The organism is Paraburkholderia sp. A3BS-1L (assembly GCF_051125215.1).
In the GTDB taxonomy this organism is placed as follows: domain Bacteria; phylum Pseudomonadota; class Gammaproteobacteria; order Burkholderiales; family Burkholderiaceae; genus Paraburkholderia.
Map to the genome: position 1 here is coordinate 778,810 of NZ_CP120442.1, position 19,548 is coordinate 798,357.

A 19,548-nucleotide genomic window follows, 5' to 3' on the forward strand; every position below is an offset into this window, starting at 1 on the left:
GCTATGCTTACCGAAACGCAGATGCCGATGTCTACGCCGATGAACACGCGTACGCTCACGTTTCGCCCTGCCCGTGCAGGCGACGCCGCCGCTTGTGCGCCGCTTGTATTTGCCTCAGGTGAGCACGAATTCAAATTCTTCCTGGGTCTGCCGGCCGAGCGGTGCATCGCGTTTCTGGAGCACGCGTTCGCGCTTTCCGGCGGGCGTTTTTCGTGGCGCCGGCATGAGGTCGCCGTCGACGCGCAGGGTGAGATCGTAGCCGTGCTCGCAGCGCACGACGGCCGCCACATTATTGCCGACGACCCGCACGTCGCCTGGACGTTGCTGCGTCGATTTGGATTCCTGCGCACGGTGCCCATATTGCTGCGTGGGCTCGTGCTCGAAAGCGAACTGCCCAAGCCGGGGCGCGCGCAGACGCTCGTCGCACACTGCGCGACGCATTCCGCCGCGCGCGGAACAGGCGTGTTCACGGAACTGTTCAAGCACGCGCTACATGCCCAGCAGGCAAGCAAGCGAGGCTTGGAGCCCGGGGAGCGCGAGATTGTGCTTGACGTACTCCTGAGCAACACGCGGGCTGCGACGCTTTATCGTCGTCTTGGCTTCGTCGCGTTGCCGCGGCGACGTCAGCGCTCGTCACGTCTTCCACCTGAACTTGAATCGGTGCGAATGCGGCTTGCTGCGTACGGACATGCGTGAAGCGGTTTCTGCATCGCGCGAAGGCCTGAGTGTTAGAAGCGATATGAGACGCCAATCTGTACCACGGGGTACCAGCGAAAGCGCCACGCTTTTTCGCGCAATTCCTGCTGTCCGGTATTGACTAGCATCGAGCTCAGCTTTGGACCCGCGAGCCGACTCAGCAGCGGCGACAACGTATAGCTAGTCTGCGGTACACCATACGCAACGCCGATGTCGGCAATAAAGCCAAAGCCCTTGCCTTCAGGCTTGTGCCCGAAGCCGATGCCAAGATATGGCATCGTGGTCGGGTATCGGGCCGACGCGGTCGCCGTTGCGCCAGGCGGCGCGGGATAGAGCTTGCCGCCGAACGTATATGTGCCATTGTTAGGGGTCGACACGGCGGTCAGCGAGTCGTCGGTAAAACGAACCCCTCCCGTGACGCGCCATCCATGGCCGGAAAACGGAAAATAATCGAGGTAGACGCCCCCCTGTCTTAACCGCGCGTCGTCCTTGTACCGATTGCCGCCCAGGAATATATCGTGGTTGAAGTCCAGCCCGTTAAAATCAGCGTGCACTCCGAAGTGGGAACCCAAGGACAATGCCGCACCGATCCCGATGCCCTGGGTTCCTCCCTGCGTGAAGATTTCCTGCGCCTCAGCCGTCTGCAAACATATTGCGCAGCTCGCGACACATATCAACGCCCCGTTTCTCATTATTTTTCTCCCTACTCGTGCTGATGGACTGCTCTGCCGCGACGTTCATCCCCCGATTCGCCGAGGCACACGGCCACACCTTAGTGCTAACCCATTGATACGAATGTTTGCCACTTAACTAAGCGGAGAACATTCTTCTGATGTGTGTTGCCGAACGAATCGCAATGGTTTCGATAGCTGGGACGGCTTCCGGCGGTTTCTCGGCCGGCTGACAGAACAGGGTGTCGTGAGGAAGTGGGCGGTGCTGTGACGCGAGAGCATTGTGGCGGCAGCGCAAAGTTCACACTGTCATGCAGGCTTTGAATGCGTCGTACTAGGTAGTAGACCGAAATATACAGGCTGTATTTGCTTTATCAATTCGGTTAAGACCGATCTTGTCGTTGCATTTGTGCATGGCTCGTACGTTGTACGCAAATGTCGCCAGGCAAATCCCAGCACCGCGGCACGCGGATGCCCGAGAAAGCGGTTCTCGCAATTCCGAACCGACCCCAGTTGCAGGAAAATGTTTTCGATATGCCGGCGTTTGTAATGCACACGGGCGATTAAATGTAGGCAGACCGTTGCTGGCAGGTTGCTCCACAGCCGATAACGATAGGGGGGCAGCAAAGCGCTCAGTCCGGCGCGTACAGTGGATCCGCGAGATTGGTCGCTCCCCTGTGCGTAAGCCCTTCTTGGGCTACACTGCGCGCCACGCGGACCGCCGTCGCGCGCCTTTTTCGCCGGACCCCAGCCATGCTCCGTTCCCTAGTCGCTCTGCTGATCTTCCAGTGCCTCGGCGAAAGCGTTTTCTACGTTTTCTCGCTGCCAGTTCACGGTCCCGTGATCGGCATGCTGTTGCTGTTCGCGTTCGCGATGTTCCGGCCCGCCGCTGCCGAGGTGATCGAGCCCACCGCGCTCGAACTGTTGCGCCATCTTTCGTTGCTGTTGAGCGCGCACTGGATTCTCGATAACGTGTGTGTGCACGAGCCCGAGGTGCGTGGTTTTGCGATCGGCGTAGCGTCGCACGGCATCGGCACGGCGCGGGCGTTTCAGGTGAGCGAGGAGATGGGCGCGTTTTCGGGTCTCGGCATGGGCCTGAACGGTGTGTTCATCGCGTTCGTCGTGCCTGATCTGCTGCCAGTGCTGTTGCAGTGATTGTAGAAAGCTTCAGGTGTTCGGTGTGACGTTCTGCTGTAAATCAGGGGGACGTCACACTTCCGTAATATTTGATTACATTGGGAAATCTCATGTAATAATGCAGCGCTGACGTGTCGCTGGACGACCGTTCGCTTTACCAGATACCTGACAATGAATTGAAAGGTCATTGTCGAATATCAGCAACCCTTCCTGTCTGATTGATAAGGAGTGTGTTGTTTTGAGATGTGAGGATAGAGAACAGATCGTGGCTTGCGATGTCGATTTCTGAAATTTACCAACTGCTTTCGAAGTCTATTCCTGGGCGAACGCCCCGTGACCTCTTCCGGCGGACCCGCGTGCTGATGTACGCCCTGCTTAGTCCATTTGCAGCCCGCATCTGGTTGAAGGCACTGACTACGAACCCTCTGCTTGCGGAAATGGCTGTCCGCAACCGGCGCTTTCTCGAACGTCCCTTTCATTGCTTTGCCCAGGCCGATATGCCTGCATATCAGCGTGCTGAGTTGCTGTGCGGTCATTTTCGAGTCGCCCGGGAGCTGTTTGGTGAAGGCCTTGTGCGCAGGCTCCACCTGAATTCGGAATACGTGACGTTGGCATCAAGTGGACGTTATGCACTCGTTGTGAGCGAGCCGGTGCGCTGCTGGCGAGAAGGACTGCTTAGCGTCGCGTGGCGCGACGTGTTGGAGAGCGTCGATCTTGCGTGGGCGACCATCAGCTTCGAAAGGCATGCCAAATCCGGGAAGCGGGGTGTGCTGATCGGAGGCCTGCAAGGGCCGGCCGGTGCAGACCGGGAGCGGGTGCGCGAGGCGACGCGCGCATGCCATGGCTTGCGACCGAAGGCTGCAGTGATGGAAGCCATTGGCGAATTTTGCAGTCTGGCACGTGTAGACGTGCTCGCCGGCGTGACGAAGAAGACTCACGTTTCTGCCGCAACGGACGTTCAGTTCAGCGCCGACTATGACGGTTTCTGGCGTGAACTCGGCGGGGTCGAGGTCGATGGGCGGTTCGTGCTGCCGCTTCGCCCATATCACCGCGATATTAACGAGGTTCCGTCAAAGCGGCGTGCTGAGTTTCGCCGGCGGCAGACGCTGATTGCGGATTTGCTGGAGCAGATCGATCGGGCAGTCCACGAGAATCTGACTGCAGATATTATGGCGCCTCATCCGAGTCGCGCGAAGGCCGACGAACCCATGCCGGAACTCGCTGTTGCCCTGGCAGCGAATTATGGTGTTCCGGAACCTGCGTGACATGCCAAGTCATGGAGCCACGGGCCGCGTCAACGGGCCCTTGTCACGCTCCGCGCGCGAACAACGCGCGCTTTATCCGCTGCAACGCGCCGTAAGGCGTCACGAAGTACAGCAGGCTCTTGGCGGTCCCCGCCCAGTCGCGCCAGTTCAGCACGTTCAAATACCGCGCCTGTAAACGCCGTGTGGAGGCGCTCTGCCGCCGCCGCTTCGGCGCGCTGATACCCCCTTCATTGAGCTCGTAGTAAAGCCCAGGTTCGGGCAGATTCGCGCAGTCGTAACGCTCCATCAGCCGCAAGAACAGATCGAGATCCTCAGCAGCCAGATGCTGCACGAGATAATTGCCTACCGCTAACACCGCGTCGATTCTTGGCATCACGGAAGGATGCACGAGCGGCGAGCGCAGCATGCCTGCGCGGCGCAGCGTGTGCGCGTCGGCGGCCGGGCGCAGCATGAAGAGCGGCGCGCCGGCGGCGGTTGCATTGCTGGGCGCCCATATTGCTGCGCGCGGCATGCCGCTCAAAGGCGTGCCGCACTCGGCGATGCACATCGACGACGGCCTTGCGCAATCTCGACGATGCGTGCTTCGAAGCCGTGCTTGCACCGAAGCTGGCGGGCGCTTGGAAGCTGCACCGCGCGACGCAAGGCTACCCGCTCGACTTCTTCGTCGTGTATTCGTCGGCGACGACGGCGCTCGGCAATCCGGTCCAGTCGAACTACGTGGCTGCCAACAGTTACCTCGAAGCGCCCGTCGAAGCCCGCCGCGCCGCGGGACTGCACGGCACGTGCATGGGATGGGGGCCGCTCGCGGACGTGGGCTTCTTCGCACGCAACGAGAAGACGCGCGAGGCGCCGCAGTCGCGCATTGACGGCGTGTCGATCAAGTCGGACGAGGCGCTCGCTGCGCTCGAACGCGTGCTGCTCACGGGTGGCGCCGGCGAAGCCGTCGTGCGGCTCGACTGGCAGGCGCTTTCGCGCGGGATGCCGGCCGCGCAGGCGCGCCGCTACGCCGCGCTGCACGCGCACCGCGCCAGCGAGCACGCCCTCGAGCGCGGCGACCCGCGGCGCGAGCGTGTGTGTGCGCTGTCGCATGACGAGGCGCTTGCGACCGTCGCGGAGACGCTGCGTTCGCAGATCGCGCGCATCCTGCACCTCGCGCCGGAGCGTGTGGCGCTCGACACCTCGGTGCTCGACATGGGCATGGACTCGCTGATGGGCATGGAGCTCGGCATGGTGGTCGAGGAGGCTTTCGAGTGTGCATCATCATGGTCGAGGAGCCCGCAAGGCCGGGCGGTGGTGCTATTGTGCATTTGCATGCATTCCTCTGAAACGGTAGTAGCGACGCGCGATAGCGCAACGGCCTGTATTACCTATGCGGGTGCGCGGGCAGGGCGCGCTGCGGTGTACTCCACGGTCCCGATGAAGGCACGTCGGCGGACAACTGATGCCCGCCCCAGAAAACGAGGAAGCCGGGTATCGCGAGCGCACAGAGCATGATTGCACCAATCGCGAGCAAGACCGTGTTTCGGACACTCCGGCGCATCGACGCTGCTACTTTTGTGCCGGCCTCATCCACCTTGAGCACAGCTGCATCTACCGAGGCTACGAACCGCTGCCGGGCCTGGTCAAGGGCGGATGCGTGCGCAACGACGCTTCGCGCCAGCATGCCGTGTTCGCCGGTCAATTGCTGCGAGACGTCGCGCACGATATCGTTCGTGCCCGTCTCAATCAACTCGACGAGCGCCTGGACCGACAGTTCGGCCAGCAACGTCTGATATCTGGCAATTGATTCCTGTTCCCGCACGCGCAATATCTCCTGGTGGCGTCGGGATGCAGCCGATTGTGTTTCGGCCATGGCTTGCACCTGGGCGCTGACTGCCTGCATCTTGTTGCCGATCTTGCGCAAGGCGTGGTCCGCGGCGTTTTCGATTTCCTCCGCCATCTCCCCGAGTTGTGCTTTTAGCTCGCCGAGCGCCATCTGGGTAATGGCGAACGGTACCCAGGATGGATCGTCGAAGCTCAATCCGTAGGCAATCGCCATTTCGTGGATGCGTTCGCGTTCCTCAGCTTCGAGCCGCGAGAGCAACTGGTCAAATGCTGCGCTGCTCATCGAGCAAGGTCCTCCAACCCCAAATATTTTGCAGCGTCGTCCAATTGCGTGTCGAGCGCCTGCATCCAGCGGTGCAGCCGCGAGCGCTGCGGTGTCGTCAACCGCGTATCCTCGCGTGCATCCGAGAATGTCAGCATCAGGTCGTCGATGGCGACCAGCACGCCCGCCTGCAGTATCGGCAAGGTAATTTCGACTCCGCCGGACTCCTGCAGCATTTCCCGACCAGGATTTGCGCAAGTGTTCGCGTTGCCGTACCACAGGAAAAAGTCTTCGCGGTCGCCAAACCACTGATTGATCGCCACCACATAATCAGCCTGGTTCCCGGCCAGTTCGATCATCTCGCGTACCGTCCGGGTACTGGCGCTAAATGGCGAGAGCACGTTTACAAGCGTGGGGCGATAACCGCCGCGAGCGAGTTCCCCAAAGAAGCCGGTGTCAGCATCGAACTGTTTCAGTTGCGTGAGCGAGGCAGCTGGCAGGTCGGCGAGGATAAGCGGGCGCTCAAAATCGACAGCGGTGAGCAACTGGTCGCGTTCGCGCTCCGGGCCCGTGAAGCGTATCGGCACAACGCCGTCCTCGAGCTGATCCGCGACCGGTTCGCCCTGATGATCGAGCCTGGCGTAAAACTGGAAAAGGTTGCCGACTTCGCCGTCGCCGTCGATCATCAGCGCGTCGTGTCGATCACGCCGGATGCGGTCAGCCAGTGCCCGCGTTATGAGGCTCTTGCCCGTCCCACCCTTGTCGCCGCAAATCATCACGAACCGTTTCATCGCTGTCCTCGCTTCGTTGCACCCTGGGTCAGTGTTGAGCCCAGGGGAGGCACGACCGTGGGGCGTGATGTTTGCGCTTCTCGTTGCGCGAACTGGTCACCATTCTCGGCCGGCGGACGCACGTGTGTCCCCGGTGCGTGGCCGGCAGGCGCTTTCTTTGCCGCAGCTGCGCCAGCGGATAGTCTTTTTTTGCGGGGACGTTTCGCCTGCGGCCGGCGCCTGTCTGACGTCGTCTTGGCCAACGCATGCTGTAGTGCCTTCTTTATCGTGCTGGGCGACACGTTGATGCTGGCAGACTCGTTAAAGAATGCGGCGAGCTCGCGTATTCGCCAACCCGATTCCAGCGCTGCACGCAGGACGTCAGCGCGTCGGGAAATTTCGTTCGCGAGCGTCGAGGTGCCAGGTGGTGTTCGCTCTGGCAGCCCTTGCAGCGCGGCGTCGAGTCTTGCCCATTGATCGGGCGAAGGCCGCTGGATTTTCGTGATCATCGTGTGGTCCTGTGAAGCCATTGATATCCGGGCATGAGTGAACCGTACACAGGTCACGGCAGGTCATTTGTTACGGATGAGATCGTTTGCCGTTACGTTTGCACACAAGCTGCATCGGCATTGTTCGCCGTTGTCCAAAGCTGAAATTTCCACTTACCAGTTTGTTCTTCGCTCGGCCAGGTCCGGGATGCAAACTGGGCTCGCACCGGGCGTCGCTGTGCAATCCGCTCACAGGCGAGTGTGGGATAAATGTTGTAAGTCCCGGCGTAGCGACGCTTCAGGCGCTGCCAGGATACTCATGGCGATGCGCCAAAGCTTGCAGCAACAGCACCAACTCGTGGATCAGCGATCCGCGTCGCAGGCGAGGCCAGGCTACGGCGCCGCGTTTCGTGCCGCGTTTCGTGCCGCGTTTCGCATACGCGCGAGAGCGCCAAAGGGAGGCACCAGCATGTCCAGCAGCACGAAGAGCAGGCGCGCCAGGATCGGCCTCACCGTTCGCACAACCTGCGACGAGCACGAGGTCCTTACCCAAAAAGCCGGTGACTGTGGTCTGACGCTTTCGGCTTACCTCCTGGCCTGCGCGCTCGGGCGCGCCACGCGTAATGTCACCACGAGCCGCGTGCTCGATGCATTAGTCATGCTTGGCACCGAGCAGCGCAGGATCGGTGGACTCGTCCAAAACCTTTGCGAAGGAGATATTCTTTCGCCTGGCGAACGTGCTGCGCTGATCGCGGACATACAAGGCGCGCAGCGCGCTGTCATCGACGCGATCCGGCGCTTCGACCATGCTGGCAAAGGTTCTCACACGACGCCGTGACCGGCGGCGCAGTTTCCGCGCGCTGATCGAATATGTGACGCGGGCCGATGAAGAATGCGCGCCTGAAATCGAAACGTTCACGAGCTGCCTGTCGCTGGACACCGCGCACGCGGAGATGCGCGCTGTGGCCGACCGTAGCGCACGCGTGCATGACCCTGTATTGCATTTCATGATTGCCTGGCGCGAAGGCGAGCAACCGGACCGAACACAGATGTTCGAGGCAGGCCGCGCGGCACTCGAAGCGATTGGCATGACGCCCGATGAACACCAGCACGTGTTTGCCATCCATCGCGACATGGGCAACGTGCACCTGCATGTTGTCGTGAACCGCGTGAACCTGCACACGGGGCGCGCCGTGAGACCGGGCCTGAGCTATTTGAAACTGGGCCGGTGCATGCGGGAGCTGGAACTGCGCCAGGGCTGGCAGCACAGTCGCGGTCCATATACCGTTGTCGAACGAGACGGCCAGCTTTTCATCGAGCGCGACATGGGGCGCCGCAAGGAGCGGCAATCCATGCCGGCACGGGCGCGCGACATGGAGACTTTCAGCGGCATGGAAAGCCTCGCCACCTATGCGAGTGCTGCCCCAAGGCGCGAAGTGCTGGCGCAATTGAATCAGCCGGGCGTCACGTGGCAGGACATCCATGTCCTACTCGCGAGGCACGGGCTGGAGCTTCGTATCAAGGGGCCGGGGCTGGCGATTTACGCGAAGGGACGGGAGCATCTGACACCGGTAAAAGCCAGCAGCGTTGACGAACGGCTCGGCCGGCGCCGGCTTGAAGAAGCGCTTGGGCCATGGGTGGAGCCCACCCGTGTGATCCGGCTCACGGACGCCGAGCGCAGTTATGTGGAGCGCGAAATTGATGTTGCCGACGCATCGCGCCGGGAGGCGCGCGCCAGAATGCGGGTCGGATTGCGCTCGGGGTATGAGCATGACAGGACACGACAGCGCGGTGAATTCGACACCGCGCGGCGTGAGCTCCGAAGCCGCCACGCACACGAATACCGGACGCTGCTCGAGCGGCACCAGAAGGTGCGCGAGCGCATCCGCGGCAGCAGATTTCCGGCGATTGAGCGCAAGGCGGCTTTTTCCGTCTCGGCATTCGAGCGGACGCGCGAACTCGAAGCCCTGCGCGAGCGACAGATAGCGGAGCGCAAGACCCTGAAGCGGCCGCAGACATTTCGGGAATGGGTCGAGACACTGGCGCAGCAGGGGGACGAAGCCGCGATTGCGCAGCTTCGGAGCTGGACCTGGGCGCATCATCGCAGACGCAGCCACATACCCGTAGCTGAGCCCGGCAACTGGATCTCAGCGTCGATTCGCGAGGACATCGATCCTTTTCCGCCGGCGCGGGCAAGGGTCATAGAGAACTGGAGCTGGCGGGTCGACACGAGAACCGGCAATGTGGAGTACAACCTCATGGGCGAGCGGCAGTTTATCGACGAGGGGTGGCGTGTACGGTTCCATTCAAACGCCGTGCAGAGGGACACCATGCTGGCTGGGCTGTTGCTCGCGCGTCAGAAGTTCGGCTCACGAATCGACGTGACGGGCAGTGAGCATTTTCGTGAGCGCACTGCCGTGCTGGCCGCGACGTATCGCCTCGACATCACGTTTGGTGACGTTGCGCTCGAGGCAATGCGACTTGCGCTGAGACGGGAACAACGAGAGCGGGAAAATGCTCGCGCGACACAAAACCCCGATCCGGTTGCTCAGCCGGAGTGGGTGGCGGGAAGTTCGCCTGAGCGCGGGCCTCAACGGGAATCGGGGCGACCATCGATGGGCGGCCCGGATCGATAGTGGCCCGGCAACGGGCGCCTGCCATCGTGTATATTTCCCGGCGCGAGCATAAATGGATGCCCTGCCGGCAACTGATCGGCGAACCGATCGGCGCCGCTTTGTTGATTCCCCCCCCCCCCCACTTCATTTCGGAATAACGCTTCATTTAAGCGTCTTTAATAAGCTTCGGCCTGCGCCGGCGACGTAGACACTCAGCGGCTCGCCCGGCCCTTTGCGGACGCGTCGAGCCCGACTCCTGGCGCCAGAAGAAACGTCCATCATCTTGATTGACGCGTTTCGTCCGGAGTCCAAAATCCAGCCCATGTGCTCACGCACGCACCCACGCGGGTAACCCGCAGCGGGTGACCGGGTCGAGCAGAACCTCCCTTCTTTAGCAGTTGATCTTTCGTGCGGGAAAAACGAAAAAGGATATATGGACGCGTCGAAATGAGTAATTTTGCGCGCCAGATGGGCCCGATCAAATCCTCACGACGCGTGTGCGGATGCGTGTGCGGTTCTTCGTGATAGCGTAAAGCGAAACCGTTGGCGCAATACTTGCATGCACATTTGATGCAGGAACGGTAATGAAAGACCTCAATGCATGGACGGCGGCCGGCATGAAGAACGTCGAAACGGCGCTGCCCGATCACGCACTTTTGCATCTGCGCTTGCAGCGCGCGGAAGCAGAAGTCCGGCGACTTAACAACTGGGCCGAGGTCAAAGAGCGGCAACTGTGTGAATTGCGCAGCGCACTGGGCTGTTTGCCGATGGTTCACGCTTCACTTGAAGCCGGCCTGCAGCAAGACCTGGACTCACTTCGAATCGTGACGCCTGTCGAAGAGGCCCGGGCGCAGTGGAACCAGTCCAGTTCGGATGGGACGGGACGCGGTGTCGTAGTCAGATTGCCCTACGTGACGTCGATTCTCTCTGTCCTGTTCGATGCCATGTACACGTTTTGGGCAGACTGCGACCATGATCGCCCGCCAAAGTCCCTGATCGTTGCACAGTCGATTGACGAACGTCTGGGATTCAATTCGCAATTGAATGGCGAAGCGTCGCGCAGCGCTCAAGCCTATGCATCCGCGATCAGGCCGGACTGGGTAAAGGAGGCCGACAACAGGCACCATTGTCGGCCACGCGGCCGGCGCTGAATCTGGAGGGTAGTAAATCCCCTGCATTGTCCGACGCGAGCGCGCCGTTCAAACGTCGCACGCCGCGGACGGCGACTCGAGCCCGATCAACTCACGATGCTTTTTCGCGATCCAATGTCGCCAGATTGGCTGGCCCAGCTTGTTGGGACGACGGAAGCGGTCCGATGCGCGTGATCGAGCTCAGCAGCGTGCCCGCGTCACAGTGGAGCTTCTCGAACGTAGCGGGCGTTAACTGGATTGCGCACGCAACGACATGGCCATCCTCGGCAGAAACGCCGTTGCCGATGTTTTGAAGATCGAGACCAAAGCGTCGGTAAAGGCGCGCAACGGCGCGCGAGACGACGCCAACTACCTGTGTTGCGCCCAACGAGAGCGCGAGTGAAAGCGCGTAAGGCAGTAGCGGCATGCCTGACGTAGCGCCGGTGCGATGGTCGATCAACCCGGCTCCTGCAAATCGCGAGAGCTCCCATACTAATGGAGACGCAGGCAGCGGTGTCGAGCCTTCGAGGTGCGGGAAGACGTCGCGCAAGAGGCAGGGACCCGTGGTTGGCATCAGACGCGCGCATCCACAGATCGTTCCGTCTGCAGATAGTGCGACCAGATGGACAGTACTGCCCCCATCGAATTCGTCCCATTCGCTGGTGCTATCCTGTGGCATGTCCGGTATCTCCCATTGCAGGCGCTGGACAAACACCCTGTAGCGAAAAGCCCCTAGATGAAGACGGATATGTGACGGCAGTGCATCGAGCGTGCCGGCTATGATGTATGACATGGCCACCTCCTCGCGTTAGCCTTTTATGCGAGGCTATCAGCGCTTTTGCGGTCCTTGAACTCGCAACTTTCGGAGGGTCGGGCGCGTGCGGCGACGCATTGAGTTGGTCATGCGCCGCGAAGGAAAAAGAAGTTTGTGCTGCTGGCAAAAGAGTTTTCAGGGTTCGAGAAGACCCTGTGCGACAGCGTTGACAGCAGCGGCTGTCCTGCTGTTGTAGTTCAGCGTGTTCTTCGCTTCTTTGATATGGAATTCAACGGTATAGCGGGAAATCCCGAGAATGAGCGCGATTTCAGAGGACGTCTTGCCTCGGGCGACCCAAGTCAGGCATTCGCGCTGACGCGGCGTCAAGTAGTGCGATGCGTGTCGCGATGGCGTCGGAGCGAGTCGTTGCAGTTCGAAATGAAACTGCGTGCTGATCAGGTATGCGCGCCGCAAAATGTCGGCGTCATTGACCGAAGACGGCGAGCCCGCAAGGCTGAAAAGAAGTACGCTGCCCCCGGGCTGGTGCACGGGAATGCTTAGCCCCGCGGGCAGGCCGGCTTCTCTGGCCTCATCCATTACCCGGTGTTCGGCCTTGCTCAAGTTGACGATGTCGTCCCATCGATAAGGAGTGCGATGCGTGAAGGCCGCCCGGTGCACGGGATCCGTTGATGCATAGTCGCGACGCTGATAATGACGCACCCACTCGTCGGGATAGTGCCCGCAAATCATATCGATCGCGGTATTTGGAGAATCCGCCGAGCGCAAGCGCGCCACACGGCTGATCACGAAATGCGAAAATCCGAGCCCCCTTGCCGCCTTGCTAAAGCAATTAAAAAGCGAAGGCATATCGGCGGCGCATGCAAAAGGCATCAGAAGCGCGGCTGGGGTCATTTGCGCGCGATCAGGCGCTGGCGATAGTCTGGGCAGTGTCCTGTGCAGACGGTGGCAAGCCACAAGTTTCATCGGCGCTACCTCGGCGTGCCCCAGGGTCCATAATTTCAGGCGCAAAATAAAAATCGGCTGGCAGACGGAAGTCAGTGGGGCTCACAGACGCCATATCTACAAGTGGCCAGGTGCCGGTCCAGGGGAGTTTCACCCTCGGTGCGGTATCGCGTGCCGTCAGGCCCGCGCTTTTTCCCAGCAATTCGGCTAACCGGTCCAAGACATTATAGTCAGACAAAAGCGAACATGGCACGCGGCGTACGCCCAGCCGCGAAAAACTGATCCTGATTGGAGCGGGTGCGCCCCCAACGATCTGCGTGCAGGATGGGTCATCCGATTTAGCGCTTACCGTCGTCCTATCGGACCAGTAGCGCCGCCGCCGAAAACCCGCCAACACCTCGTGCGAAAAGCGCGAAAGGTTGGCCGGGAACCAAATCCTCGCAATCCGCGAGATTAACGAATGCGTCGCTGACGGTTACATGGCCGATTCGCGCGAAATTTTCATCGAAGAGCCTGCCTCTCGGCAGTTTCAGGGAGTCGAGCAGGCGATGCCACGCAGGCAGATCCAGGTGGTGCGGCAAAATACGCTGGATATCGTTTAGTGCGCAGTTCGCCCGCTGCGCTGCCTGGCAAATGAGGCTACGGGCTGTGAAGAAATGCTGCGCTGCCATGCTCGACTCGTCGTTCGCCAGTGTCCCGCGCCAGCCTTTTCCGCTGGCATACGTGACGATGGCAAGGAGGCGGTTCAGGCTCGCATTGCGTTCGATAAGCGCGGCGAACGCACCATCGCTCAGGATGCCCTCGCCGCGAACGAGCCGTTCCGTTTCCAGCGGCATGACGTCGGCGCCGACAAGCAGAACCCGATTGATGTGGGGCCGTGCCATGAACGTCGCACGAATCACTCGCAGGGCGCCGAGCGCGGACGCACAATGCTGCTGCGCCAACGAGAAGGCGTCTGCGTTGGTAAAGCCGAAGTGATGGCAGAGCAGCCCGGGCAATGACGCGGGCGGTGGGGCGACGCTGCCCTGAAGCGTGTGCACGTAGATCAGGCCGTCGATCGAGTTCGATGGGACGCCGGAGGCCTGTATGAGGCGCTGGATCGCGCTGGCGGCCAGTCCAATCGCCGGTTCCCCATCCGCGTTGCGGTAGTACCCCATGCCAGCTCGCTCGAGACCTCGCACAGTAGCGTCGTCCTGTCCTGTGCGTTTTGCCCAGGTCCTCAGATCATCGATGCGTTGGGGAAGATGGACGCTAACGTGAGTAATGCCGAGATTCGGGATCATGTGGCTACCCGGGCGTCGTCATTCAGATACAGGGCGGGCGCGCCGTGCGCTTCGAGCAGCGCGGCGCCGACGAACCCACCCAAACCAAAGCCCCACAGAAGCACGCGGTAGTGGTTCCGGATGTCACCGTCGCCAAGCCCGTGTGCGAGTCGCACAATGGACTCGGCCGCGCCAAGATGAACGTGATGCTCGTGCGCAAGCCCGGTGTCTTGCGAAGCAAAAAGCTCGCATACGGCACGCGCCATCGAAGGCAAACCCCGGTGACCGATGATCCGGTCGACCTCATCGGGACGAAGACGGTTCCGGACAAGAAGTGACTCGATTGTGGCTATAAGCGAAGGCGTCCAGTGCTCGGCGACAATGTCAGCGAGGCGCCAGGCGCGAGCGAAAGCAGGGCTGGCTCCGGCAGGGCGGTCTCTGACAGGGCGGTCTCGGACAGTGCGGGCTGCGGCGTCAATGACCTGCAAGCCTTTCGTTTCCTCACTCGCGCGCTCAAGGAGCAGTGCGCCCGCGCCGTCGCCTTGCACGATTTGCGCGCCGTCGCAGCGCGAAAACGGCGGGAACCATTTTTCTGCGGCGACGATCAGCATCGTCTGGACATCCGGTTCAGCAATGAACAGATCGGCCGCGAGCCGTAGTGCGGTGAAGACCGACGCACCCTGTTGCTGCGAGACGGAAAAGGCGAAGCACGAGCACGATGTGCCGACTTCGGCACACAGTCGCCCCGCTATCGTGGTCGAGACGTGTTCGTCCAGACTGCTGTGGCAGAACATGATGACGTCCACTGGATGCGCGCCCGGGCGTGAGCGACAGATCGTCCGTGTCACCTTTGCTGCGAGTCCCGACAGGGCCGTGCCGGCCTCAACAGGCACCGTGGCGGCCATGTCGGGTGGTGAGGCGAGCTCATGATGCCAAAGGCACAAGCCATCGCACTCGTGGCGTGGCCATGTTTGAAGCCAGTGTCCGTAGTCGGGCTGCCAGGATCTCATCCAGGCATCCCAGCCGGGATGGCCCTTCAGGCGACGTGCTGACTCAATTTTGAGCCACCGGGACAGGGACATGGTTTCGGGCACCGAGGTCGCGAGCGCGGTAATGACGGGCGTGTTCATGAGCCGCTTGTCTGAAGGTCGGAGTCGTCGATGATGTCCTCCGGTAGAAGGTCGTAGAGCACACGTCCATATCGCGATCCATGCATGACGTGACAATTGCGCTGCAGGCCGATCGTGCGAAAGCCGATCCGTTGGAGCAAGCGGTGTGAACGCACATTGCAATCCACTGCCCAGGCTGTCACGCAGCTTAGCCGGTCCGCTTCGAACGCGTTGCGCAGAATCTGCCGGGAGGCAAGCAATGTCATGTCGCTGAAGACCGGACGTCGAGCATCGCGCAATACCCAGAAGGAACCATTGCCAAATGCATGCGACAGATCGCTCACAGCAACAAGGCCGCTCGCGACATCGTGGCCTGCGAGACCGAACATCCGCAGGCGGTGTCGTCCACTTTGCATCATGAGGCGTATGGCCAGCGACGACAGCGTTTGACGACCCTCGCCGAAATCGAACCACTGGTTGATGTCGGGTTCGGAAAGCCAGGCGACGATATCGTCTATGTCGTTGGCGTCTGGCTCACGCAGCCAGCAAGGCCTGGATCCGTTTGCCCCGACGGAGATCCCGGTGCGTTCAGCAGGTTGGTGCCTCGTCTGACCATTCACTTGCGCTCTCCGTCTCGTGCTCGGCGCTGGGCTGTTGTGGCGAACGCACGCAGGGCGGCCTCGACCTTCATCAATAGCATCGCAAACCAGTGGACTGTCTGGAAACGCGTGGCTGGGGGGAGTCCTTCCACATAACCGTGGCCGCCGCAAAGCTGCACGAGCTCCCGGCTCGCATCCATCGCTTCGCTGGCCACATGGCGCGCCATCTGGCATACGGTCTCGACCTGCGCCGGCCTTTCCTGCGCCGCCACGGCCCGGACGAAGAGGTGGACGCCGTGTGCGGCCACGAGCATGTCGGCGAGGCGTGCAGCAACGAGTTGATGGGCGGCAAGCGGCTTGCGAAATGCCTGGCGGCTTGCGGCATAGGCGAGGGCAAAGTCCACGTCTTGCTGGAGGGCGCCTGAAAGTAGCGCGCTCAGGTAGAGCGTCATCTCGACGAGCCACTGCTCGACAGGGCTGCTGCTCCAGCCACTTTCCGCGCTCCTCTGCGCAGGCACAACCAGGAAAGGTGTTGCTCCCGCGGCTTTCCTGTGTCGTTCGAGAGACAGCGCGCCCAGCCTGGTTACGGTGGCAGAATCTGCAGCCGTCTGGCTTGCTTCGGGCGCGGCGAGCACAAGGCTGAGCAAGTTACCCTCCAACTGAACCGTCATTGCGGGCGAGTTCAGGTGCTGGCGCAACAGCCAGAAGCCACCCTCGTCGAAGTCCGGGATGCTGGGCGCGATTGACATTGTGCCGTCGAAATAGTGTCGAACATCCGGGGTTGGCAGCAGGTCTAGCGCATTGCACGCCCTGAGCGTCATCAATGCGGCGCTGCTGAGGGTGAGTTCGGCTGCGCGTTCGAGCGGGCCCGCTGCGAACTGCTCGAGGACAAGTGCCAGGTCGTGACGGCTGATCGCCATGCCCCCCGCCTGCTCCGGAAGAATCATGCTCCCGAGGTCGAGCGTTGCGGCGAGCCTGACAGTTGTTATCCATTCGGCATCGTAAGCTCGATGCGTCAGCAACGGCTCCAGGCGCTCGCGGGAGAACTTCGCCGCAGCTTCACGCAGTTGCGGCACATCATCACCGAGCGCCCAGGACGTCGGCGCGGGATCTGTCGCATGTGTTTGGGTGGAAACCATGGCGTTTCTCCGGTAATGGCAGCATCACACGAGCATTTCGACGGGTTCCGGGTGGCTCAGGAAATGCAACGGGCTGGCGGAACGGCCGTACGCGCCTGATTGTCTGACCACGACGAAATCGCCGATGTGGGCTTCGGGAAGCTCGACGTCGTCCGCGAGCCGGTCCAGGGGGGTACACAGACAGCCGACGATATGACAGCGTTCGGACGCTGTCGCATCAGGATGGTTTCCGAGGATGACCGGATAATTTCGCCGCAGCACCTGCCCAAAATTGCCGGAAGCCGCGAGATGGTGATGAAGTCCCCCATCCGTGACGACGAACGTTTTGCCGCCCGAAACCTTGCGGTCTATCACGCGGCACACATAGACGCCCGCCTCACCGACCAGATACCGGCCGAGTTCCAGGATGGGCTTCGTGCCCGGAAGGCGTTCGAGAAGATGAGGGAGCCACGCGTGCATCGCCTCGCAAACTGCATCGAGGCTGAGCGGCCTTTCACCTGGAAAATAAGGAATGCCAAAACCTCCGCCCAGATTCACGAACCGCAGCGGCGCATCCAGATCGCTCGCCAGTCGCGCGACGAGTTCGGCGCTCTGGCGTTGTGCCTGAATGATGGTCGGCGCATGCAGGCACTGTGAGCCCCAAAAAACATGAAAGCCGGCGAGCGCGATTTCACGCGCCTTGATTTCCCGCAGCAGTGCGGGGACCTGGTCGACATCCACGCCGAACGGCGTCGCGCCGCCCCCCATGCGCATGCCGCTGTGCCCGACATGGAAAGGGGGATTGACGCGAATCGCAATATTGGGCTGTACGCCCAGCTCCGAGGCGAGCGCGGTGACGACCCGCAACTGGGTCTGCGATTCGACGTGAACGTTTATGCCGCTCGCCACGGCGCGACGCAGCTCATCCTCAGACTTGCCAGGACCTGCAAACCCGACATCGGTCGGGGCGGCGCCCGCGTCGAGTGCGAGCGCCATCTCGTGCACGGAGGCCACATCAAAACCGTCGACCCGCGCGGACAGATAGTGAATCACGGCGGGCATCGGATTCGCCTTGATCGAATAGTGCAGGTGCATTTCGGCGGGCAGCAGCCGGCGCAGTTCCCGCACGCGTGCATCGATCGCACAACGATCGTAGGCGAAAAATGGCGTACGTCCGGCGCGGTTGGCCAGTTGACGCACGCCTGCGCCGACGAATGGCGCAATGTGGTTCGTGGAGCCTGGGTTCATGACGTTCTCTCCGCTGAGACGCGCGCGCGCGAGCCGAATGTTGCACGCAGCCTCGCTCGGTCAAATTTTCCGTTGGCGTTGCGGGGGATCTCCCGGCAGCTCACGATGTGCTGAGGGACCATGTAACGCGGCAGGCGCTTCGTGCACCAGCTATGCACATCGTCGACAGTTGCGGCGTCGCCTGCCATGACGACCAGCAGCGCGACGGCTTCGCCGAGCGCTTCGTCCGTAATCCCGAAGGCCACAGCTTCGGTAACAAGGCCGCTGGCGTGGACCATTTCCTCGATCTCCTCGGGACTGATCCGGTAGCCGGAACTCTTGATCTGGGCGTCGTTGCGCGCGACGAAATAGAGAAAGCCGTCTTTGTCGCGCCGCACGAGATCGCCTGACCACACCGCGATGTCACGCGCCACGTTACCTGGTTTCAATTCAGGGGACGGGCGGTAGCGCTGTGCGGTGCGCGCAGTGTCGTTCCAGTAGCCGAGCGTGACGCACGCGCCCACGTGCACCAGCTCGCCGGTTTCGTCGGGCTCACACGGGGTGCCGTCCTCTCGGACGACCAGCACTCTGGCATTCGGAACGGCCTTGCCGATCGAACCCGGGCGCTGGTCCACCTGAGCGGGATCGAGAAAGGTCGAACGGAAGGCTTCCGTGAGGCCATACATCAGGAAGGGCTTCGCGTGCGGGAACAGTGTCCGCAGCTTGTGCAAGACAGGCACCGGAAGACGTCCCCCCGTGTTTGCGAAGCACCGAAGCGTGTTGCGTACATCGTGCGGCCACGTCGCGCCAGCGAGTTGCATCCATAGTGGTGGCACGCCTGTGATCGCCGTGATGTGTTCGCGCTCACAGGCCTGGACGGCGTCGCGCGCACTCAGATAGTTCAGAAGGACGGGTGTCGCCCCCGCTGACCAGGTAGAGGTGAGCTGGTTCAGGCCGGCATCGAAGCTGAGCGGCAGCGCAGCGAGGATGCGGTCAGTTGCCTTCAGGCCCAGATACTCGGCGACGCTCCAGGCGCCCTCAAGCAGGTTTCGATGACTGAGCATCACGCCCTTTGGCAGACCCGTCGAACCGGATGTGTAGAGCAGGGCGGCCAGGTCGGTATCGACACACGGCGGGGGCGTTTGCGGGTCCTCCACGTCGTCTGCGCCGGTGATCTCGCGGCCCGGCCAGCGATGGACAGTGACGGTAGTCTCCTGACGGGCGGGCGCCGCGTCAGGGACATCGATGAGAATCGCATCGGATACCAGGGCAACGCCTTCGGTCGACAGCATTTTCATACGCAACGCGCTCGTCACGAGGCACCGGGCGCCGCTATCGCGAAGCACATGGGCGACCTGCGGTGGCTTGAGCAGCGGATTGATCGGGACGAACACGCAGCCCGCGGCGGTTGCGCCGAGCATCGAGACAACCGTATCAATACGTTTGTCGAGAAAGATTGCAATGCGCGCACCCGGCTCGATGCCGAGTGCGCTCAGAGCACGGCCGAAAGCACGGCTGTGTCGTTCCAGTTCCCGGTAGCTCAGGTGATCGTCCCCTGAGACGAGCGCCTGGGCCTCGGGCGTGCGGCGGGCTGCTGACTGGATGAGATCGAGGAGGTTTCTCATGGCAGGATCCGTGAAGTGTGAGATCGAAGTGTG

Annotated in this window: 17 protein-coding genes and 4 pseudogenes; 8 read left to right on the forward strand and 13 right to left on the reverse strand. The window is 61.6% G+C overall.

All coding sequences use genetic code 11. From position 1 onward, the window contains the following. The first annotated feature begins 3 nt into the window (after nucleotides 1–3). Entirely contained in the window at nucleotides 4–696 is a 693-nt protein-coding gene (locus P5W99_RS03400) for a GNAT family N-acetyltransferase (RefSeq protein WP_434661806.1), read from the forward strand. 32 nt (nucleotides 697–728) lie between these two features. On the opposite strand, the gene P5W99_RS03405 is transcribed toward P5W99_RS03400, so the two are convergent. Further along, nucleotides 729–1,343 carry a hypothetical protein gene (locus P5W99_RS03405; protein ID WP_434661808.1) on the reverse strand — a complete coding sequence of 205 codons (615 nt, stop codon included), beginning with the start codon at nucleotides 1,341–1,343 and terminating at the stop codon, nucleotides 729–731. A 777-nt stretch (nucleotides 1,344–2,120) separates the two neighbouring features. Here P5W99_RS03405 and P5W99_RS03410 point away from each other — a divergent pair. The 3 genes and pseudogenes from P5W99_RS03410 to P5W99_RS03420 form a co-directional block, all read left to right on the forward strand. Further along, nucleotides 2,121–2,255 (forward strand): annotated as a pseudogene (locus P5W99_RS03410) (CidA/LrgA family protein); the annotation flags it as partial. A 96-nt stretch (nucleotides 2,256–2,351) separates the two neighbouring features. Further along, nucleotides 2,352–2,522 (forward strand): annotated as a pseudogene (locus P5W99_RS03415) (LrgB family protein); the annotation flags it as partial. A gap of 257 nt (nucleotides 2,523–2,779) precedes the next feature. Further along, nucleotides 2,780–3,769 carry a VirK/YbjX family protein gene (locus tag P5W99_RS03420; RefSeq protein ID WP_434661810.1) on the forward strand — a complete coding sequence of 330 codons (990 nt, stop codon included), beginning with the start codon at nucleotides 2,780–2,782 and terminating at the stop codon, nucleotides 3,767–3,769. Nucleotides 3,770–3,812: 43 nt separating this feature from the next. Here P5W99_RS03420 and P5W99_RS03425 read toward each other — a convergent pair. After that, nucleotides 3,813–4,235 (reverse strand): annotated as a pseudogene (locus P5W99_RS03425) (glycosyl transferase); the annotation flags it as partial. A 37-nt stretch (nucleotides 4,236–4,272) separates the two neighbouring features. On the opposite strand from P5W99_RS03425, the pseudogene P5W99_RS03430 reads away from it, so the two are divergent. Then, nucleotides 4,273–5,027: pseudogene (locus tag P5W99_RS03430) on the forward strand (beta-ketoacyl reductase); the annotation flags it as partial. Nucleotides 5,028–5,132: 105 nt separating this feature from the next. Here P5W99_RS03430 and P5W99_RS03435 read toward each other — a convergent pair. The 3 genes from P5W99_RS03435 to P5W99_RS03445 are packed head-to-tail and all read right to left on the reverse strand — an operon-like array spanning nucleotide 5,133 to nucleotide 7,134. Next, nucleotides 5,133–5,876, reverse strand: a complete 744-nt coding sequence (locus P5W99_RS03435) for a hypothetical protein (RefSeq protein ID WP_434661812.1) — start codon at nucleotides 5,874–5,876, stop codon at nucleotides 5,133–5,135. Next, the gene (locus P5W99_RS03440) at nucleotides 5,873–6,646 is read right to left on the reverse strand and encodes a cobalamin biosynthesis protein CobQ (RefSeq protein WP_434661813.1); all 774 of its coding nucleotides are present in this window, start codon (nucleotides 6,644–6,646) and stop codon (nucleotides 5,873–5,875) included. The genes P5W99_RS03435 and P5W99_RS03440 overlap by 4 nt, the downstream gene beginning before the upstream one ends. Then, on the reverse strand, nucleotides 6,643–7,134 hold the full coding sequence (locus P5W99_RS03445) for a hypothetical protein (RefSeq protein ID WP_434661815.1): 492 nt from the start codon (nucleotides 7,132–7,134) through the stop codon (nucleotides 6,643–6,645). Before P5W99_RS03445 ends, P5W99_RS03440 begins: the two co-directional genes overlap by 4 nt. Nucleotides 7,135–7,582: 448 nt before the next feature. Between P5W99_RS03445 and P5W99_RS03450 the strand changes: the two genes are divergently transcribed. The 3 genes from P5W99_RS03450 to P5W99_RS03460 all read left to right on the forward strand — a co-directional run bounded on the left by P5W99_RS03450 (nucleotide 7,583) and on the right by P5W99_RS03460 (nucleotide 10,879). Beyond that, the gene (locus tag P5W99_RS03450; RefSeq protein WP_434661816.1) at nucleotides 7,583–7,951 is read left to right on the forward strand and encodes a plasmid mobilization protein; all 369 of its coding nucleotides are present in this window, start codon (nucleotides 7,583–7,585) and stop codon (nucleotides 7,949–7,951) included. Next, the gene (gene traI / locus P5W99_RS03455) at nucleotides 7,920–9,749 is read left to right on the forward strand and encodes a TraI/MobA(P) family conjugative relaxase (protein WP_434661818.1); all 1,830 of its coding nucleotides are present in this window, start codon (nucleotides 7,920–7,922) and stop codon (nucleotides 9,747–9,749) included. The genes P5W99_RS03450 and traI overlap by 32 nt, the downstream gene beginning before the upstream one ends. A 563-nt stretch (nucleotides 9,750–10,312) precedes the next feature. Further along, on the forward strand, nucleotides 10,313–10,879 hold the full coding sequence (locus P5W99_RS03460; protein ID WP_434661820.1) for a hypothetical protein: 567 nt from the start codon (nucleotides 10,313–10,315) through the stop codon (nucleotides 10,877–10,879). 91 nt (nucleotides 10,880–10,970) lie between these two features. Here P5W99_RS03460 and P5W99_RS03465 read toward each other — a convergent pair whose 3' ends face one another. The 8 genes from P5W99_RS03465 to P5W99_RS03500 all read right to left on the reverse strand — a co-directional run bounded on the left by P5W99_RS03465 (nucleotide 10,971) and on the right by P5W99_RS03500 (nucleotide 19,515). Next, the gene (locus tag P5W99_RS03465; protein ID WP_434661822.1) at nucleotides 10,971–11,651 is read right to left on the reverse strand and encodes an acyl-homoserine-lactone synthase; all 681 of its coding nucleotides are present in this window, start codon (nucleotides 11,649–11,651) and stop codon (nucleotides 10,971–10,973) included. A 156-nt stretch (nucleotides 11,652–11,807) separates the two neighbouring features. Further along, entirely contained in the window at nucleotides 11,808–12,524 is a 717-nt protein-coding gene (locus P5W99_RS03470) for an autoinducer binding domain-containing protein (protein WP_434661824.1), read from the reverse strand. A 407-nt stretch (nucleotides 12,525–12,931) separates the two neighbouring features. Then, nucleotides 12,932–13,858, reverse strand: a complete 927-nt coding sequence (locus P5W99_RS03475; protein ID WP_434661826.1) for a 3-oxoacyl-[acyl-carrier-protein] synthase III C-terminal domain-containing protein — start codon at nucleotides 13,856–13,858, stop codon at nucleotides 12,932–12,934. Then, nucleotides 13,855–14,967, reverse strand: a complete 1,113-nt coding sequence (locus P5W99_RS03480) for a 3-oxoacyl-[acyl-carrier-protein] synthase III C-terminal domain-containing protein (RefSeq protein WP_434661827.1) — start codon at nucleotides 14,965–14,967, stop codon at nucleotides 13,855–13,857. The genes P5W99_RS03475 and P5W99_RS03480 overlap by 4 nt, the downstream gene beginning before the upstream one ends. Beyond that, complete coding sequence (locus P5W99_RS03485) at nucleotides 14,964–15,566, reverse strand: GNAT family N-acetyltransferase (RefSeq protein WP_434661828.1); 603 nt, start codon at nucleotides 15,564–15,566, stop codon at nucleotides 14,964–14,966. Before P5W99_RS03485 ends, P5W99_RS03480 begins: the two co-directional genes overlap by 4 nt. Continuing rightward, entirely contained in the window at nucleotides 15,563–16,684 is a 1,122-nt protein-coding gene (locus tag P5W99_RS03490; RefSeq protein ID WP_434661829.1) for an acyl-CoA dehydrogenase family protein, read from the reverse strand. The genes P5W99_RS03485 and P5W99_RS03490 overlap by 4 nt, the downstream gene beginning before the upstream one ends. Before the next feature lie 24 nt (nucleotides 16,685–16,708). Further along, entirely contained in the window at nucleotides 16,709–17,911 is a 1,203-nt protein-coding gene (locus tag P5W99_RS03495) for a pyridoxal-dependent decarboxylase, exosortase A system-associated (RefSeq protein WP_434661831.1), read from the reverse strand. Continuing rightward, nucleotides 17,908–19,515, reverse strand: a complete 1,608-nt coding sequence (locus tag P5W99_RS03500; RefSeq protein ID WP_434661833.1) for an acyl-CoA ligase (AMP-forming), exosortase A system-associated — start codon at nucleotides 19,513–19,515, stop codon at nucleotides 17,908–17,910. Before P5W99_RS03500 ends, P5W99_RS03495 begins: the two co-directional genes overlap by 4 nt. Between the last annotated feature and the right edge of the window lie 33 nt (nucleotides 19,516–19,548).

Excerpts from the sequence above, each read along its gene's own strand:
- P5W99_RS03475 (WP_434661826.1), bottom strand. The coding sequence starts at position 13,858 with ATGATCCCGAATCTCGGCATTACTCACGTTAGCGTCCATCTTCCCCAA.
- P5W99_RS03490 (WP_434661829.1), bottom strand. The coding sequence starts at position 16,684 with ATGGTTTCCACCCAAACACATGCGACAGATCCCGCGCCGACGTCCTGG.
- P5W99_RS03500 (WP_434661833.1), bottom strand. The coding sequence starts at position 19,515 with ATGAGAAACCTCCTCGATCTCATCCAGTCAGCAGCCCGCCGCACGCCC.
- traI (WP_434661818.1), top strand. The coding sequence starts at position 7,920 with ATGCTGGCAAAGGTTCTCACACGACGCCGTGACCGGCGGCGCAGTTTC.
- P5W99_RS03465 (WP_434661822.1), bottom strand. The coding sequence starts at position 11,651 with ATGTCATACATCATAGCCGGCACGCTCGATGCACTGCCGTCACATATC.
- P5W99_RS03460 (WP_434661820.1), top strand. The coding sequence starts at position 10,313 with ATGAAAGACCTCAATGCATGGACGGCGGCCGGCATGAAGAACGTCGAA.
- P5W99_RS03470 (WP_434661824.1), bottom strand. The coding sequence starts at position 12,524 with ATGACCCCAGCCGCGCTTCTGATGCCTTTTGCATGCGCCGCCGATATG.
- P5W99_RS03400 (WP_434661806.1), top strand. The coding sequence starts at position 4 with ATGCTTACCGAAACGCAGATGCCGATGTCTACGCCGATGAACACGCGT.
- P5W99_RS03440 (WP_434661813.1), bottom strand. The coding sequence starts at position 6,646 with ATGAAACGGTTCGTGATGATTTGCGGCGACAAGGGTGGGACGGGCAAG.
- P5W99_RS03420 (WP_434661810.1), top strand. The coding sequence starts at position 2,780 with ATGTCGATTTCTGAAATTTACCAACTGCTTTCGAAGTCTATTCCTGGG.
- P5W99_RS03450 (WP_434661816.1), top strand. The coding sequence starts at position 7,583 with ATGTCCAGCAGCACGAAGAGCAGGCGCGCCAGGATCGGCCTCACCGTT.
- P5W99_RS03480 (WP_434661827.1), bottom strand. The coding sequence starts at position 14,967 with ATGAACACGCCCGTCATTACCGCGCTCGCGACCTCGGTGCCCGAAACC.
- P5W99_RS03435 (WP_434661812.1), bottom strand. The coding sequence starts at position 5,876 with ATGAGCAGCGCAGCATTTGACCAGTTGCTCTCGCGGCTCGAAGCTGAG.
- P5W99_RS03495 (WP_434661831.1), bottom strand. The coding sequence starts at position 17,911 with ATGAACCCAGGCTCCACGAACCACATTGCGCCATTCGTCGGCGCAGGC.
- P5W99_RS03445 (WP_434661815.1), bottom strand. The coding sequence starts at position 7,134 with ATGATCACGAAAATCCAGCGGCCTTCGCCCGATCAATGGGCAAGACTC.